We start from the raw sequence: 16388 nt of genomic DNA, 5'->3' as shown, positions 1-16388 counted from the left end.
TTTCTAACGACAAAATAGAATATACTCTCGATAAAAATTGAAGTCAATCTTGCTAATTAGCTCGATAAAACACAAAAAAATAGACCGCGCTTTTTAAAAGTGCGGTCTATTTTTTATTAGTTTTATTTTAATGATGACTATCTGTAATCATTACAGGTTGGTTTTCATCAAATTCTGGTAATGGTTTATGTCTTGTTGCTACATAAGAATAAATCACCGGCAGAACAAACAAGGTAAATAGCGTACCAATGGCCAAACCTGACACAATCACAATCCCCATACTAAAGCGCATTGCTGCACCTGCGCCTGAGGCATAAAGTAATGGGATAAGACCCGCGATCATTGCCGCTGTTGTCATTAAAATTGGGCGTAAACGAATTCTTGCCGCATACATAATCGCATCAATACGGTTTTTGCCATGTAAAAGTTGCTCTTCTTTCGCTACTTCACACATCAAAATACCATGCTTAGTGATTAAACCAACTAATGTGATTAAGCCGACTTGCGAATAGATGTTCAATGTTGTACCCACGAAGTTGGCAATTTTCATTCCCGTTAATAAACTCAATACATTTAAAGTGAGCAAGGCTCCACTTAATGCAAGAGGAACGGATACAATAATCACTAATGGATCGCGTAAGGATTCAAACTGAATTGCCAATACTAAGAAAATAATCACAACTGCTAGTAAGAATGTAGTTGCTAAAGCATTACCTTCTTGTACTAATTGACGTGCTTCACCAGTCCAATCGTAGTTATAGCCTTGCGGTAAATCCTTAGCAGCTTCTTTTAACCATTTTACCGCATCACCAGTTGTTGATGTTGGAGATGCCACAGCTTGAATAGTCGCAGAATTTAATTGGCTAAAACGCGCCAATGAAGTTGGTTGAGTTTCCAATTTAATATTTAATAAACTACTTAAAGGAACACTTTCACCATTCGCCGCCGTAATATAATAATGTTTGAAACTTTCTGGTGATAAACGATCTGCGCGTTTTACTTGTGAAATCACTTTATAAGCGCGCCCATCAATATCCACACGCGTGATAGTCGCTGCCGATAAATAACTACCCAACGTAGAAGCAATCTGTTGCATACTAATGCCATAGGTACCCGCTTTTTCTTTATCGATGGTAATGTTCATCTCAGCGGTATCAAATTGTAAGCCCAATTTGGTGTAAACGAACTGCCCTGAACTTTTCATCTTAGTTAAGAAATTACCCGCTACTTCAGCAAGATCTTTTACACTATTCGGCGTACTGATAACAAAACCAATTGGTGGACCACTTTCCCCAGTATCAATTTCAGGGAACGCAAAGCCTGTTACTGAAATTTCAGGAATAGAAGCCGCTTTTGCATTCATCTCCGCCATAATCTGTGCTTGTGAACGAGAACGTTCTTTCCAATCTTTTAACGTCGTCACAATTAACGCACTATTTGACGATGGCACACCCGCAATTACTTGCGAATATTGACGCTCTGGTAAATCATCCAATAATTTTTCGTATTGTTTTGCTGCTTGCTGAATATAATCCACATTCACATTAGAAGGCGCTGTCGCCATACCTAAAAACGCACCTTTATCTTCCGCTGGCGTCAGCTCACTGGATAAGGCGTTGAAAAGGCTTGGCAAAGTAGCAAAAATAATCATCGCAAACACTAGCATAGTTTTACGTGCGCTCATCACTAAACCTAATACATAGCCATAAAAGTTGGTAAGTTTAGTTAAAGTGCGGTTAATTCTTTCCTCAAATTTTGAGCTTTCATGTTTTAGCAATCTGCTCGACATCATTGGTGAAAGGGTTAATGCCACTATCCCAGAAATAAATACCGCTCCCGCTAAAGTTAACGCAAACTCTTTAAAGAGTGTCCCTGTAATACCGCCCATTAATGCCATTGGTGAATATACGGCAATTAATGCAATGGTCATGGAAATAACAGGCACCGCAATTTCCCTTGTGCCAATAATAGCTGCGCGGAAAGGTGTTTCACCTTCTTTAATATGACGATCCACATTTTCCAATACTACGATTGCGTCATCCACTACCAAGCCGATTGCGAGAATTAAAGCAAGCAATGTCATCAAGTTAATCGAGAAATCGAAAACCTGTAACAACATAATTACCCCAATTAATGAAATTGGAATGGTAATAATTGGAATAATAATGGCGCGTAAAGAACCAATAAACAGCATAATCACCACAAGTACGATAATCACAGCTTCAACAATGGTGCTTACCACATCATTAATGGAGCTATTAATCGCAATAGTGCGGTCGTATAAAACCTGCCCTTTAATACTGTCAGGTAAATTCTTTTGAATAGATTCAAACAAAGGGCGAACATCAGCCGCAACGGTTAATGGATTAGCTTCAGCGGTAGGCTCAATAGATAACACCACCGCTTCCGCACCATTTGCTGTTGCTCTGGTGCTGTCACTTTCTTTATTTAATTCCACATCAGCCACATCACGCAAACGAACTAAGTTATCGCCTTTGGAGAAAACAACTAAGTTACGTAATTCTTCCACGTTTTTCGTAGTGGTTTCGACCTTATTTTTGTACACATTGTAGTAACCATTAAAACTACCCGCGGCAGTTTGTACGTTATTACTTGCCAATGCATTCATCACTTGTGTTGCAGATAAATTTTGCGCGGCTAGTTTTTGTGGATCTAACCAAATACGCATTGCATATTCTGATGCACCAAAAATTTCAACTTTCGCCACACCCTGTACAGTAAAAATCTGTGGTTTTACTACACGTTGAATATAGTCCGTTACTTGACTTGCATCTAATCGATCCGACGTAAAGCTGATATACATAATCCCCGTTCCCCCAGTTGATGAGGTCACTGTTGGATCTTCAATTCCTTTTGGTAATGCAGAACGCACTGAGTTCACTTTTGCCAATACATCGGCTAATGCGGTATTTGGATCCGTATTCAACTTCATTTTCGCCGTAATTCTTGAGGTATTTGGTAATGAAGTTGAAGATAAGTAATCAATGTTATCCGCCTGCGCAATGGCTTCCTCTAATTTTGAAGTCACAAACGCTTGGATTAGATTAGCATCTGCGCCTGGATATACAGTGGTTACGTTAATAACTGTTGTCGTCATTTTAGGGTATTCACGCACGCTTAATTTTGAAATCGCTTGCAGCCCTAAAATTACAATCAATAAGCTAATTGAAATAGCTAAAATCGGACGACGAATAAAAATATCCGTAAATTTCATTGACTATATCCTTAACTTATAGATTGGTATTCTTCGCAGGTTGAGTTGTACCTACACCTTCTTTCTCTGTCACAAGAACAAGGCTACCATTATTTAAACGTTGCATACCGCCAGTAACCACTTTTTCGCCTGGTTTGATATCATTGCCTTTCAATTGGGCATAAATTCCTTGACGATCTTTAGTAAAGACGGTGACTTGCTGTACTCGATAAAGCTTGTCTAAATTCTCATCCCCCGCCATTTTCTCTTTATCTTCATCAGATAATGGACGCAACACATAAGAAAATTCGCCATACATATTGTAGCTAATCGCTACTTGTGGAATGACAATCTGGTTACGTTCTGTTGAGAGCGCAAGGCGTAAACGGGTAAACATACCTGATAATAATTTCTTAGCATCACCATCTTCAAAAGTCGCCTGCACATCAACCAACCCAGTTGCTGCATTTACCGCAGGTTCAATCGCAGTCACTTTCGCTAAAAAGGTTTCGCCTGTTTTCGCATCTGAAGTAGCAGTTACTTTCTGACCGATAAAGAGTTGGTCTAATTGATTTTGCGAAATAGAAAAATCCACCTTCATTGAACTATTATCTTCTACGCGCACAATTGCTGTACCCGGTGAAATAAACTGCCCTTCATTTACTTGAACAATACCAGTTACCCCATCAAAAGGTGCCAAAATCTTACGGCGATCAATGCTTGCTCGTAATGCATTGATATTGGCAGACATTTGCTCAAATGCCGCTTTCGCTTTATCTAATTCAATTTGTGAGACGCTTTGTGACTTAATCAAATTCGCATAACGTTGGTAAGTTAAACGTAATGCTGGCAATTGCGCTTCGGCAGCACGTAAATTTGCCATTTCAACATTACTATCTAACTCTACAAGCACATCGCCTTTCTTCACAGATTGTCCTGATTTCACTAAAACTCGGCTAATAGTTCCTGATGCTTCTGCGCTTAACATCGCCCCTTGATTTGGGCGTACCAAGCCTGTTGTTTCAATTACGGGTGTCCACTCACTTGCTTTGACTGTTGTCACCGTAACAGGATTACGAGGTTCAGGTAAATTAGAAATGATTTCTTTTACTTTCATATTCTTAAGAAAATTCATTCCTATGACACCAGCAAAAATCAACACAGCAACAACTAAGCCCACTTTTAATAAAAAAACATGAGCGCGTTTTGGACGCTTGTTTTGTTGTTCAGTCATAAAAACTCCGTTATTTAAAAATAAAATTTATTGTTGAATAGCACGCCATGTCCGCTCAATAACGTTTTCTAATGTGCTTTCAGAGAACTCTTGATTAAAATAAATATGGGCATGAACTAAGTTCACCGCACTTTCAAGACTTAAAGAAAATAAAACCTTTATTGGCAAATCGCAAATTTGTTCACTCGCAATTGCTTTTTGACAAAATACCGCCCAATGTCCTTGATTTTGTTGCTCAGAACAGACCTTAACAAAGGAAGGTAAAGACCAATATTGCCCCATATTTTTAACTAAAATTGGGTTATTCGTGAGATGGTGCCAAATGTTCCACCACATAATGCGATATTGCTCAAAATAAGGTTTATTTTCGTCATAATCTTTCGCTAATTCTTGCGAAAAAATTGTAAATATACGACGAGCAAGTTGCTCTAACAGCTCATCTTTACTCTTAAAATAAAGATAAATTGTGCCTGCTGAGATTTTGGCTTCTTTTGCAATCTTGTGCATTGATAAATTATGTAATCCACCTTCTGCCATTAATCGCTCAGTCGCTAAAAAAATTTGCTCCGCCATATCAATTTCTGATTGACGCATAAATAATCCAATTTAGGTTAATAAAAAAGACAAACAGCGGTAAAAAACACCGCTGAATGAACGTTCGTTCATTTTAATGATTTTTAAAAATTAGGCAAGAAAAAGTGCGGTTAAAAAACAATAAATTTTTTAACCGCACTTAAATTCAACAGAAAATGGTTACATACCGATAATCACACAACCCGCAATGGCACTTGCTTGTTGTTGTGCAGCGGTTGCTGCTGCGCGATCTCCAACTGGCCCAATCAATACACGATTCCATTTGCCACTTTCCGTAATACGAGCATTTAACCCTGACATAGCAAGACGGGCTTGTAAATTCTCCGCTTTGCCACGATCATTGAAAGCACCACATTGTAAGCCAAATTTACCCACTTTCGATCCATCTGATTTTTTGCTTTCTTCTTTCTTCGCTGTTTCAACCTTTACAGCTTCTGCTTTTTTCGCTTGTTCCGCTTTTTTACGTTGTTCCGCAGCTTTGCGTTCTTGTTCCAGCTTTGCAGCCGCTTCTTTTGCCGCCATATCTTCAGTTGGAACAGCAGGTTTTGCTGTGGTTTCTACTGTTGAAGAAAGGTTATTTTCTGCCGCTTTATTGGCTTTCTCTAACTTCGCTTGCTCTTCTTGCTGTCTTAATTTTTCTAACGCAGCTTGTTTCGCTTTTTCTTCTTCCTCCAAGCGTTTTAATTCTGCTTTTTGGCTCTCATTTAATTGAATATTCTGGTTATTGGTAACTGTTCTACTTTCCAATTCTTTAATATAAGACCAAGTTTCTTCAGGGCGACTTGGCAACTGACTTTTTTGTTTCGCTTTCTCGTTTTTTACTTCCTGTTGCGCTTGCACCACTGCTTCAGGTGCATTTGACTTTAATAAATATAATCCCGCAGCAAAAGCAATGACGATACCCGCCGCGATCACAAATAAAAGGGGCTTATTTACGCCTGATTTTTTCTTTTTAGAACCGTTACGAACGGCATAATCTCGCTGTACCACAATATATTTCCGATAATCTATAGATAAATTGTTACAATTTTACTGAAAAATGGGCAATTTTACTAGAAAAATCAAGACAGATCTTGTGGATCCACATCCACATTTAACCGCACTTGACCGACTTTATATTCATATTGCAATGAAAAATCTCGCAGAGCCTGCTGTAAAACGGCGCGTGAGGCATGCTGTAATAGAAGTTGCCAACGATATTGATCAGCCTTTTTAGCAAAAGGCGCAGGCATAACGCCCAAAATCTGTAAGTGCGGTTGATTTTGGTTGAGTTTCCATTGCTGAAAAAATGCTTCAATCTGGTATAAGATCTGCTCTGCTGCTTGGCTTTGGCGACTCTGCGCCTTAAATAATACTTGCGAACTAAATGGTGGCAATCCCATTAATTGCCTGGTCTGCAATGCTTGTTCCGCAAAGGATGAATACCCCTGTTGCAATAAAGAGTGCAGCAAAGGGTGTTCAGGATAGTAGGTTTGTAAAACCACTTCACCCTGTTTTTCGCCTCGTCCAGCACGCCCCGCGACTTGAACATATAACTGCGCTAGGCGTTCTTCTGCACGAAAATCAAGGGAAAATAAACTGCTATCAACATTGACTAACGCCACTAAAGTGACATTAGGAAAATGATGCCCTTTGGCAAGCATTTGAGTGCCAATCAAAATTTGGCTTTTTCCTTGTTGAATATCACTTAAATGACTTTCCAATTTTCCCTTGCGCGCAGTGCTATCACGATCGATCCGCGTAATCGCATACTGTGGGAAGTATTGTTGCAAGCTTTGTTCTAATTGTTCTGTTCCAACACCCGTTGTGACCAAATTCGTCGAACCACATTCTGCACATTGGCGTGGAATAGGGCGTTGTGAAGCACAATGATGACAACGCATTGCTCGTTGTTGCTGATGATAAGTGAGCGGTTTATCGCAATGAGAACAAGTAGCAATCCAACCACATTCATGGCACAACAAAGCGGGGGCAAAGCCTCGACGATTAAGAAACAACAAAACTTGATTTCCTTTCTGCAAATGCTGTTCTATTTTTTTCAGTAAGCTGACCGACAAACCATTCACTAAATTTTGTTTTTTTAGATCAATCAGTTGTCCAACAACAATGTTTGCGTTACCCGCTCGTTTTGATAGCTTAATATGTTGATATTTGCCTAATTTTACATTGTTGAGGCTTTCCAAACTTGGCGTAGCCGAACCTAAGACAATCGGAATATTGAGTTGCTTAGCGTACACTAACGCTAAATCCCTAGCATGATAACGCCAAGCATCTTGTTGTTTAAATGAAGCATCATGTTCTTCATCAATCACAATCAAACCCAAATCATAAAACTGGCTGAGTAACGCAGATCTTGTGCCAATAATCACCGCACTTTGACCGCTTCTAACTCGTTGCCAAACCTGTAAACGCTGGGTGTCATTCAAATTGGAATGTAACACTTCAATCGGCACATTAAAACGTGCCATAAAACGCTGTACTGTTTGTGGCGTTAAACCAATTTCAGGTACCAACACCAAGGCTTGTTTACCTTTTTTGAGCGTTTCTTCAATAAGTTGCAAATAAATCTCGGTTTTGCCCGAGCCAGTTACGCCATCCAGTAAAAAAGCAGAAAAACCTTGTTGGAATAGCATTTGACTCATTGCAAGCGCTTGCTGCTGATTTAACACCAAACGATTTTCCGCTTTAACCATAGGCAAATCACCCAAAGCTTGTTGCCAAGAGATTACGTCTATGGTTTGCTCAATTTCCTCAATAAATTGTTTTGCTTTTAATTGTGACCAAATCGCCGTATTAAATGGATTATTGCCTTTCTCCAGTGGCGACTGCTTCAAGGATTGCAACGCCTCAAGCTGTTTTTTGGCTTTCTTCAAACTACCATTTTGCAAAGCTTGTTCACCAAGTGCGGTTAAATTCCACAAAGTTTTTGTTTTTTGCACCGCACTTTCGCCATTGCGCAATTTTACAGGTAAAGCGGAGATCAACACCTCACCTAAAGGGGCTTGATAATAAGCTGCAGCCCAAGTTAATAATTGCCAACTTGAAGGATTAAATAGCGTTTCCTGATCTAAAACAGCAATCACTTCTTTAAGTTGCTGTGGAGAGACATCTGATTTTTCAGGCAGATCGACCACAATCCCCACTTTTTTTTGCGCACCAAAAGGCACAACTACCCTTGCACCAACAACGGCATGGCAATCCGCTGGCAACAAGTAATCAAAAAAACGCATTAAAGGCACCGCTAACGCGACTCGTGCTAATCTCATCATTTATTCCAATCAGCTAAATTATGGGCATTATAACTAAAAATCTTGCTTGAATAATCCATTTTTTTCGGTATAATTTCTGCTCTTTTTAACGTGCCTTCAGAATTTCAATGGCAAATTCGAAGGTGTAATATTAATCACACGCGGTGTTTGAATATCGAATGATGATTCTTATAGCGGCGTGGCTTCAATTTGAGGTTCTCTATGAAACAAGGTATTCACCCAGAATATAAAGAAGTTACTGCAACTTGTTCTTGCGGCAACGTAATCAAAACTCGCTCAACTGTGGGCAAAGATTTAAACTTAGACGTTTGTGGCAAATGCCACCCATTCTACACTGGTAAACAACGTGTTGTTGACACTGGTGGTCGTGTAGAACGTTTCAACAAACGTTTCAGTATTCCAGGTTCAAAATAATTTGAATAAATAAACCCCACAATTGTGGGGTTTGTTTTATCTATCTTAGCGTGATTATTCCATCACATTCTACGTCTCCGGCGATGAAACATCGTTGCACTACTCAATTTTGATTTAGTAATTTTTATAGGCTCTGAAATAGCACGTCTGGCTCGACGATAATGGCTTAAAAAATAATGCACAGAACTGGCTAAAATAATTCCGGCTAGGAAGACGATAATTAGTTCACCATACAGGCGTGAAAAAATGTGATTAATTTTATTTTGTGTCGTCTGTCCGTATTTATCATCGAAGGTCACGCGTAAAAAACCCACAATGCCATTTGCTGAATAAATAGGTTCAACAATTTGTTGATTACTCAGCGTTTGAGTCTCGTCCAAACCAAGCTGATGCCGCAAACTTAAGGAATGACTACTCTGCGCTAACAGCTCGCCATTATGTCCATACAAAGAAGCGTCCAAGACAAAATTTTCTCGAGTTAAACTGTCCAAATTTTCCACTAATTTTTCTGTATTGGCATTATTGACTAATAAAATAGAAAACAAGTTTGTTTGTTGGCGCACCAATAAATGCGACAAATTCGCCACCTGATTGACACTAGCTAATTGCGATCCAATTTGGAATTGTTTTACACCGAATAAGATAACAGACATGACTGCAACACAAAGCATAATAATCATTAACATCATGGCTGACTTTGTGATTTTTTCTTTGATTATTTGCAAGTTCTTTTCCCAAAAATTTTCAAATATTGTATGATTGTAACACTATCGCCCAAAATTTACAGGATAAATTCATGCAAAGTATTATTCAAAAATTTCCTCAATTTCCCACCGCACTTTTACCCGATCAACCTTTTGAACAAAGCCATGGATATTCCATTTTATTCGGTCGCCATTTGGATGTAGAAAAATTAATGGCATTTCAGAAAAAGTGCGGTCAAAATTTTTATATTTTGGATGCTTGGACAATTTTAGACAATAATGTGGTGTTGTTTTCCAGTGAATTTAGTGCCGATATTATCACCAAAGCCCATGAATTAAGCATTGATTCTGCGGTGATTAATTTTAACGCCCGTTTAAGCCAAGCGGGTTTATTAGTGATGGATATGGACAGTACTGCAATCAAAATCGAATGTATTGACGAAATTGCTAAATTAGCAGGAACCGGCGATGAAGTATCAGCCATTACAGCTGCTGCTATGCGTGGTGAATTAGATTTTGAGCAAAGTTTACGCCGTCGTGTTGCCACCTTAAAAGGCGCACCTGAAAACATTTTAGAGCAAGTAAAATGTGATTTACCCTTAATGGAAGGCTTAATTGAAACCCTGCACGAATTAAAAAAATACGGTTGGAAAACAGCAATTGCTTCCGGCGGCTTTACCTATTTTGCTGATCACTTAAAAACGGAATTACAGCTCGACGCAGCGGTATCGAATCAATTTGAAATTATTGACGGCACATTAACAGGTAATGTAAAAGGTGATATTGTACATGCTCAATATAAAGCGGACACATTATTGCGCCTTGCTAACGAATTTAAGGTTGAAGCAAAAAATACCGTCGCTATTGGCGATGGCGCTAATGACCTTGCCATGATGGCTGTGGCAGATTTAGGCGCAGCTTTCCACGCGAAACCGAAAGTACAACAACAAGCACAAGTTGTGGTAAACTTTGCTGACCTCACTGGCTTAATTTGTTTATTAAGCGCAAATGATCGAATTCAACAGCTTTAATTAGGAGAAAATTATGCCTTCATTTGATATTGTTTCAGAATTAACTATGCATGAAGTGCGCAATGCCGTAGAAAATGCTAATCGCGTATTAAGTACACGTTATGATTTCCGCGGAGTTGAAGCAGTAATGGAATTAAATGAGAAAAACGAAACAATTAAACTCACAACAGAATCTGATTTCCAATTAGAGCAATTAATTGAGATCTTAATTGGTTCTTGTGTGAAACGTGGTATTGAAAGCACATCCTTAGATATTCCAACAGAAAGTGAACATCATGGTAAACTTTATTCCAAAGAAATTAAGTTAAAACAAGGAATTGAAACGGAAGTAGCGAAAAAAATCACAAAATTAATCAAAGACAGTAAGTTAAAAGTACAAACTCAAATTCAAGGTGAACAAGTACGTGTAACAGGTAAATCTCGCGATGATTTACAAGCTGCAATTCAGTTAGTAAAAGGGGCTGATTTAGGTCAACCTTTCCAATTTAATAACTTCCGAGATTAATCATCTTATTGTAAAAAAGGACGTCAATGACGTCCTTTTCTTTGTTCTCTGTTATTTATGATCCATTAATTTTCGCATCCGAATATTTAGAATTTCCACGACAACGGAGAATGCCATTGCAAAATACACATAACCTTTCGGGATATGTACGTCTAAACTCTCGGCAACAAGTAAAATACCAATCATTACTAAGAATGCTAATGCCAAAATCTTCAATGTTGGGTGAGAATCTACAAAATCGCCAATTGATTTCGCTGCAAGCATCATTACACCAACAGCTATCACAATCGCAATAATCATTACTTCGATATTATCTGCCATACCTACCGCGGTAATCACAGAATCCAAAGAGAACACAATATCTAAGATGGCAATTTGCACTAAAGTGAAGAAAAAGCTAGGGTGTTTAGGTTGTTTACCGTCCTCGTGTTTATCCCCATGTGGCGTCATTTCGTTATGAATTTCATGGCAACTTTTCACAATTAGGAACAATCCACCCAATAACAAAATCAAATCACGACCAGAAATTTCTTGCGCAAACAAGGTAAATAAAGGCTCTGTTAATCGCATTACCCAGGCCAATGATAATAATAATAAAATTCGCATTATCATTGCTAACGACAAACCGATAAAACGTGCAGATGGTCTGAGTTTTTCAGGTAGGTGTCCCACTAAAATACTAATAAAAATAATGTTATCAATACCCAATACAATTTCTAAAGCAGTTAGGGTTAATAAAGCAACCCAAGCTTCTGGGTTTGAAATCCACTCAAACATAGATAATCCTTAAAAGAAATAATAAGTTGTCGATTTTATAACTTTGGCTGAAAAAACCAACATTTATTTATCAACAATGGAAAAAATTTTGCAGAATTTGTGCAGTAAAAGGTTTACGCAGATAAAAACCTAATGGTAAGGTCTCTATCACTTCGCCATTTTTACCAATTCCTTTGGTTAATGCACGACTATTTGCCCCTTTTGGACGTAGCTGCAATACTTCGCCAATAGTTGCATTAATCTGTTCAACCTTGCCTAACACAATATAATCCATTAATTCTTCCCAATCTTGTCGTAATTGCTGCTCTTGCTGTGCATTGGGTTGCCACAAAACAGGATAACCAATTCTACGCTCAGCCAAAGGTAAATGGCGTTCCCCTTGCACTGGGATCCACAACACTTTGGCTAATTTATGTTTAACATGGGAATTATGCCAATCAATACCTGAATTCTGAATTAAAGGCGCTAAACAAACAAAAGTGGTTTCTAATGGATAACCTTCTGAATTGATAGGAATGGTTTTTAATTCAATACCTAAATGTGCAAAATCTTGCTCGGGTTTACTACCTGCCTTTGCTCCTAAAGACATTTCAATCAACTGACCAACCCAGCCTTTATCCCGTTTTAAATCAGGTGGCACGCTAATATTAAGCTCATCAGCAAGCTCGCCGAAACTTAAACCAGCAATAGCCTGTGCTCGTTGTAATAATTCAAATTCAGATTGAGGTGTTTTTGACATAAAGTGCGGTCAATTTTTGTATTGTTTTAGTAACTTTTGCTTAACGAATTCCACGCCTTTATCCACATAGTGAATTTGCTCTAAATTCAGTAAATAACGTTTAGCAGGCAAACCTCCTCCAAAACCTGTGAGTTGGCGTTGTTTACCTAACACGCGATGGCAAGGAATAATAATGCTGATAGGATTTCTCCCTACCGCTCCTCCCACCGCTCTCACCGCATTAGGTCGATGAATTCGTTGCGCTACTTCGCCATAGTGGCATATTTCGCCATAAGGAATTTGGCGTAGTTGCTGCCAAATAGCAAGCTGAAATGCGGTTCCTTTTGGTGCCAATGGAATAGCAGAAAACGTCTCTTTTTCACCGTTAAAATAGCGTTTCAACGCTGATTTTACTTGTAAAAATAAAGGAAGATCATTATTTTCTTGCCATTTTGCATTTGGCTCATACTGCTCCAATTCAAAATCAAGATTGGTGAGATGGTCATTTTCAGCCAGCATCAACAACCGCCCTACAGGCGACATATAGTAACTATAATAAATCATAAAATGAAAAAGGGCGTATAAAAATACGCCCGATTATATTTTAAATTGATTAGAAACGGTAGTTTAAGTTTAAACCATAGAGATTTGCTCTCGCTTTGGTTTTCACATCAGTTACGATACCTGCTTCAGTTTCTTTAAATTGGTTTTTCGCACCACGTAAGTGAGCAAAACCTGCATCAATTGATAGGTTCGGGGTGAAGCGATACGTTGCACCTACGCTGTACCATACACGATCTGTATCTGGAATTGAGATAGAATGATGTGTGCTTGCTGCAGTTTCATCATAAGCAATACCAGCACGTAAAGTTAATGCATCATTTACATTATAGGTCGCACCAATAGCTAAACGTGAACTATCGCGGAATTTTTCTGTTTTATCAAACAATACTTTACCTGTTTGAGAACCAACCGCTTTTAATTGATCTAATTTAGACCATTGCGTGTATTTCCAGCTATAGTGGAAAGCAAATTGATCTGTTACTTGGTGGAAACCAGAGAATTCCCAATAAGCAGGTAATGGCAGAGTTAAACCACCCGGTTCATTACCTTGAGATAAAGGACCTAAAATAGCTGCACCAGCATCACTGTATTGGCCTTTAAAATTAATATCAACTTGGGAATGATAAGCTAAACCAAAACGGCTACGTTCTGTTAATTGATACACTAAGCCAGCATTCCAGCCAAATCCCCATTTATCACCTTCGATTTTACGTAATAATGCGTCTGGAGAAACCATTGCTGCTTTTTGAGCTAAAGCACCATAATATTGCGCTTTCGCTAAATCGCCCGCAGCTGCAAATTGTTTAGCTGCTAGATCAGCTTTAGCCGCTGCTGCTTTACCTGCAACACCAACATGACGTTCAATTACAGCATCTGCATGAACAACATTTAAACCTACACCAAACGCAAGCTTATCTGTAATTTTATAAGAACCACTTAAATTAAAGTTTAATGCTGTTAATTCTGTTTTACCCGCAATAAAACCTGCCGCATAATCTGTTGGGTATTTAGTTGCTAAACCATAGTTCACATTTAAACCTGCACCCACAGCAAATTTGTCATTAATTGGGTAAACAGCATATAAGTTAGGCACAACCGCACCTTTTGCAATATCTTTTGCATTTGCGTTTGTTGCAAATGGTGTACCACTTAATGTTGTTGCTTCAATATCAATATTTGGATCTACATAGATTGCACCTGCTGCAATTTCTGGACGAGTAAATAAACTCATTAACGCTGGGTTAGTTGCAACTACACCTGCATTATCAGCGATCGCTGCTTCACCTGCATAAGCACGACCTAAACCAGAAGTTGAAACCTCTGCTAATTGGAACGCAGCAGCATTTGCTGCACCAGCAGCCACTAATAAAGCAGAAGAAAGAAGAGTTTTAGTAAAAAGTTTTTGCATAAAAATTCCCTATGTATTTGTCATCATTAGAGTAAACTTGCGGAATTCTAAAGAACGATCCCACTTCATTCAATGCTTTTTAGCGCTCCACTTGACTGTTCAGACCAGTGAAACGGGAACTTTTGAATCCAACCCAAAAGGGTGCTACACTCAATTTGGTTAAATTTTATAGAGGACAGAGTAAAATGAACTTATCTCAACGAATTGAGCAAACCAGTAAATGTTGCACTAAAAAAGAGCAACAATTTTTTGATGGCGTAGAAAGTGCGGTGCAAATTTCACAAATTTTTTCTGATGAAAAAGAAATCGATATGGCGCTAGATAAGATCGTTCAACTAGCACGTCAACTGGAAAGCGAACCTTGCAGCATAGAAAGCAAAACTACAGCGGTTGAGCAAGGTATTTTATTAGAGGTAAATTTACAATTTTGCTGCCAAGCAGAAGCAGTTCTTTTTCAGATGAAATACAGATAAAAGGAAAAGGTTATGCAAATTTTTTTAGATACCGCTAACATCAACGAAATTGAACGTTTGGCGAAGATTATGCCTATCGCTGGCGTAACAACCAATCCAAGCATTATCGCGAAAGAAAAACGAGATATTTTCACCGCACTTTCAAGTATTCAGAAAATCATTGGTAAAGATAAGTTGTTGTTTGCGCAAACAATGGGGCGCAATGCTGATGAGATGGTAGATGATGCATTGCAACTTTCTGAGCGTATTGATAATTTGATTATCAAAATTCCTGTTACAGCAGAAGGATTGGTTGCAATAAAAGCCTTAACAGAAAAACAAATTCCTACATTAGGTACTGCGGTATATGGTGCTGGACAAGGCTTTCTCGCAGCCTTGTGTGGCGCACAATATATTGCTCCTTATGTTAATCGCATTGATGCTCAAGGTGGCAGCGGAGTTGAGGTGGTCAAAGATTTACAACATTTATTGTCTCAACATCATTGTAACAGCATGGTTTGTGCCGCAAGTTTTAGAACTGCACGCCAAGTGTTAGATTGTATGCTAGCTGGTTGCCAATCCATTACGGTTAGTCCTGACATTCTGGCGCTTTTTATCCAAGATCCAGCAGTATTCAGTGCTATTGATAAGTTTGAACAGGATTGGCATAACGCATTTGGACGGTATAGCTTAAGTTGATTATTCTTCTAATATAAATGAGGGAAATTTATATAAACTTAAATCTTTCAAATTAAATTTTAAAATAAAACTTTTTTCTTTTATTTTAAAAGTTTTTGCTTTTTTGTGATCTAGGTCACAGTTTTAAACAAAATATTCCGGTATTATACAGAAGCTGAACATCCAAGCCTTATATTCAGCTCGCTAGAAAACTTTCACTCTAAAACTTAAAAACTTTCATTTTAAAACTTCTAAGAGGTCATTTTATGGAATACATCACTCATGGTGCAGAATGGTTCATTGGACTGTTCCAAGAAGGTGGTAAGGTTTTTGTTAGTATGGTAACAGGAATTCTCCCTCTCCTTATTTCATTATTAGTTGTAATGAACGCATTAATTAAATTTGTTGGTCAAGAACGTATCGAACGTTTAGCACAACGTAGTGCGGGCAACCCAGTTTCTCGTTATTTAATCCTTCCTGTTATTGGTACTTTTATTTTCTGTAACCCAATGACATTAAGCTTAGGTCGTTTCTTACCTGAACGTTATAAACCAAGCTACTACGCTGCAGCGTCTTATAGCTGTCACTCAATGAACGGTTTATTCCCACACATTAACCCAGGTGAATTATTCGTTTATTTAGGTATCGCAGCAGGTTTAACTAAATTAGGCTTACCATTAGGCCCTTTAGCGATCAGCTACTTATTAGTTGGGATGATCACAAACTTCTTCCGCGGCTGGGTAACTGACTTCACCACTGCATTTTTCGAAAAACGTATGGGCATCACATTAGATCGTGAAGTACATTTAGGTAAATAACGCACAGT

Annotated in this window: 16 protein-coding genes; 6 read left to right on the top strand and 10 right to left on the bottom strand. The window is 38.4% G+C overall.

Annotated features, from left to right (window positions below; all coding sequences use genetic code 11):
* Positions 1-127: 127 nt before the first annotated feature.
* The 5 genes from acrB to priA form a co-directional block, all read right to left on the bottom strand.
* Positions 128-3235 carry a multidrug efflux RND transporter permease subunit AcrB gene (gene acrB / locus ACUXZ4_RS02860; protein ID WP_464973541.1) on the bottom strand — a complete coding sequence of 1036 codons (3108 nt, stop codon included), beginning with the start codon at positions 3233-3235 and terminating at the stop codon, positions 128-130.
* Between the two features lie 16 nt (positions 3236-3251).
* Entirely contained in the window at positions 3252-4448 is a 1197-nt protein-coding gene (locus tag ACUXZ4_RS02855) for an efflux RND transporter periplasmic adaptor subunit (RefSeq protein ID WP_464973540.1), read from the bottom strand.
* A gap of 27 nt (positions 4449-4475) precedes the next feature.
* Entirely contained in the window at positions 4476-5042 is a 567-nt protein-coding gene (locus ACUXZ4_RS02850) for a TetR/AcrR family transcriptional regulator (protein ID WP_464973539.1), read from the bottom strand.
* 159 nt (positions 5043-5201) lie between these two features.
* On the bottom strand, positions 5202-6032 hold the full coding sequence (gene ftsN, locus ACUXZ4_RS02845) for a cell division protein FtsN (RefSeq protein WP_464973538.1): 831 nt from the start codon (positions 6030-6032) through the stop codon (positions 5202-5204).
* A 71-nt stretch (positions 6033-6103) separates the two neighbouring features.
* A complete protein-coding gene (gene priA, locus ACUXZ4_RS02840) occupies positions 6104-8308 on the bottom strand; it encodes a primosomal protein N' (RefSeq protein WP_464973982.1) in 2205 nt (734 codons plus the stop codon).
* A 204-nt stretch (positions 8309-8512) separates the two neighbouring features.
* Between priA and rpmE the strand changes: the two genes are divergently transcribed.
* Entirely contained in the window at positions 8513-8725 is a 213-nt protein-coding gene (gene rpmE, locus ACUXZ4_RS02835) for a 50S ribosomal protein L31 (protein WP_464973537.1), read from the top strand.
* A gap of 62 nt (positions 8726-8787) precedes the next feature.
* Here the strand turns inward: rpmE and ACUXZ4_RS02830 are convergent, their stop codons facing one another.
* On the bottom strand, positions 8788-9450 hold the full coding sequence (locus ACUXZ4_RS02830; protein ID WP_464973536.1) for a YtjB family periplasmic protein: 663 nt from the start codon (positions 9448-9450) through the stop codon (positions 8788-8790).
* Between the two features lie 71 nt (positions 9451-9521).
* On the opposite strand from ACUXZ4_RS02830, the gene serB reads away from it, so the two are divergent.
* Together serB and ACUXZ4_RS02820 are read left to right on the top strand one after the other, a co-directional pair.
* Complete coding sequence (serB, locus tag ACUXZ4_RS02825; protein ID WP_464973535.1) at positions 9522-10460, top strand: phosphoserine phosphatase; 939 nt, start codon at positions 9522-9524, stop codon at positions 10458-10460.
* A 13-nt stretch (positions 10461-10473) separates the two neighbouring features.
* Positions 10474-10965, top strand: coding sequence for a YajQ family cyclic di-GMP-binding protein (locus ACUXZ4_RS02820; protein ID WP_464973534.1), 492 nt, complete (start codon positions 10474-10476; stop codon positions 10963-10965).
* Between the two features lie 51 nt (positions 10966-11016).
* Here ACUXZ4_RS02820 and ACUXZ4_RS02815 read toward each other — a convergent pair whose 3' ends face one another.
* From ACUXZ4_RS02815 to ACUXZ4_RS02800, 4 genes are all read right to left on the bottom strand, one after another.
* Entirely contained in the window at positions 11017-11742 is a 726-nt protein-coding gene (locus ACUXZ4_RS02815) for a TerC family protein (protein ID WP_464973533.1), read from the bottom strand.
* Between the two features lie 70 nt (positions 11743-11812).
* Positions 11813-12481, bottom strand: a complete 669-nt coding sequence (gene mutH, locus ACUXZ4_RS02810; RefSeq protein ID WP_464973532.1) for a DNA mismatch repair endonuclease MutH — start codon at positions 12479-12481, stop codon at positions 11813-11815.
* A gap of 9 nt (positions 12482-12490) precedes the next feature.
* Positions 12491-12979: a methylated-DNA--[protein]-cysteine S-methyltransferase gene (locus ACUXZ4_RS02805; RefSeq protein WP_464973531.1), complete on the bottom strand. Its 489-nt coding sequence runs from the start codon at positions 12977-12979 to the stop codon at positions 12491-12493.
* Positions 12980-13073: 94 nt separating this feature from the next.
* On the bottom strand, positions 13074-14432 hold the full coding sequence (locus ACUXZ4_RS02800) for an outer membrane protein transport protein (RefSeq protein WP_464973530.1): 1359 nt from the start codon (positions 14430-14432) through the stop codon (positions 13074-13076).
* Between the two features lie 185 nt (positions 14433-14617).
* On the opposite strand from ACUXZ4_RS02800, the gene ACUXZ4_RS02795 reads away from it, so the two are divergent.
* From ACUXZ4_RS02795 to srlA, 3 genes are all read left to right on the top strand, one after another.
* Positions 14618-14905, top strand: coding sequence for a DUF406 family protein (locus ACUXZ4_RS02795; protein WP_464973529.1), 288 nt, complete (start codon positions 14618-14620; stop codon positions 14903-14905).
* 12 nt (positions 14906-14917) lie between these two features.
* The gene (fsa, locus tag ACUXZ4_RS02790) at positions 14918-15583 is read left to right on the top strand and encodes a fructose-6-phosphate aldolase (protein WP_464973528.1); all 666 of its coding nucleotides are present in this window, start codon (positions 14918-14920) and stop codon (positions 15581-15583) included.
* A gap of 245 nt (positions 15584-15828) precedes the next feature.
* Positions 15829-16380, top strand: coding sequence for a PTS glucitol/sorbitol transporter subunit IIC (gene srlA / locus ACUXZ4_RS02785; RefSeq protein WP_464973527.1), 552 nt, complete (start codon positions 15829-15831; stop codon positions 16378-16380).
* Positions 16381-16388 lie beyond the last annotated feature (8 nt).

The sequence above is a fragment of the Reella acinonychis genome, assembly GCF_052828705.1.
Note: the sequence above shows the minus strand (reverse complement) of the source record. Positions and strands in the feature narration are given on the sequence as shown.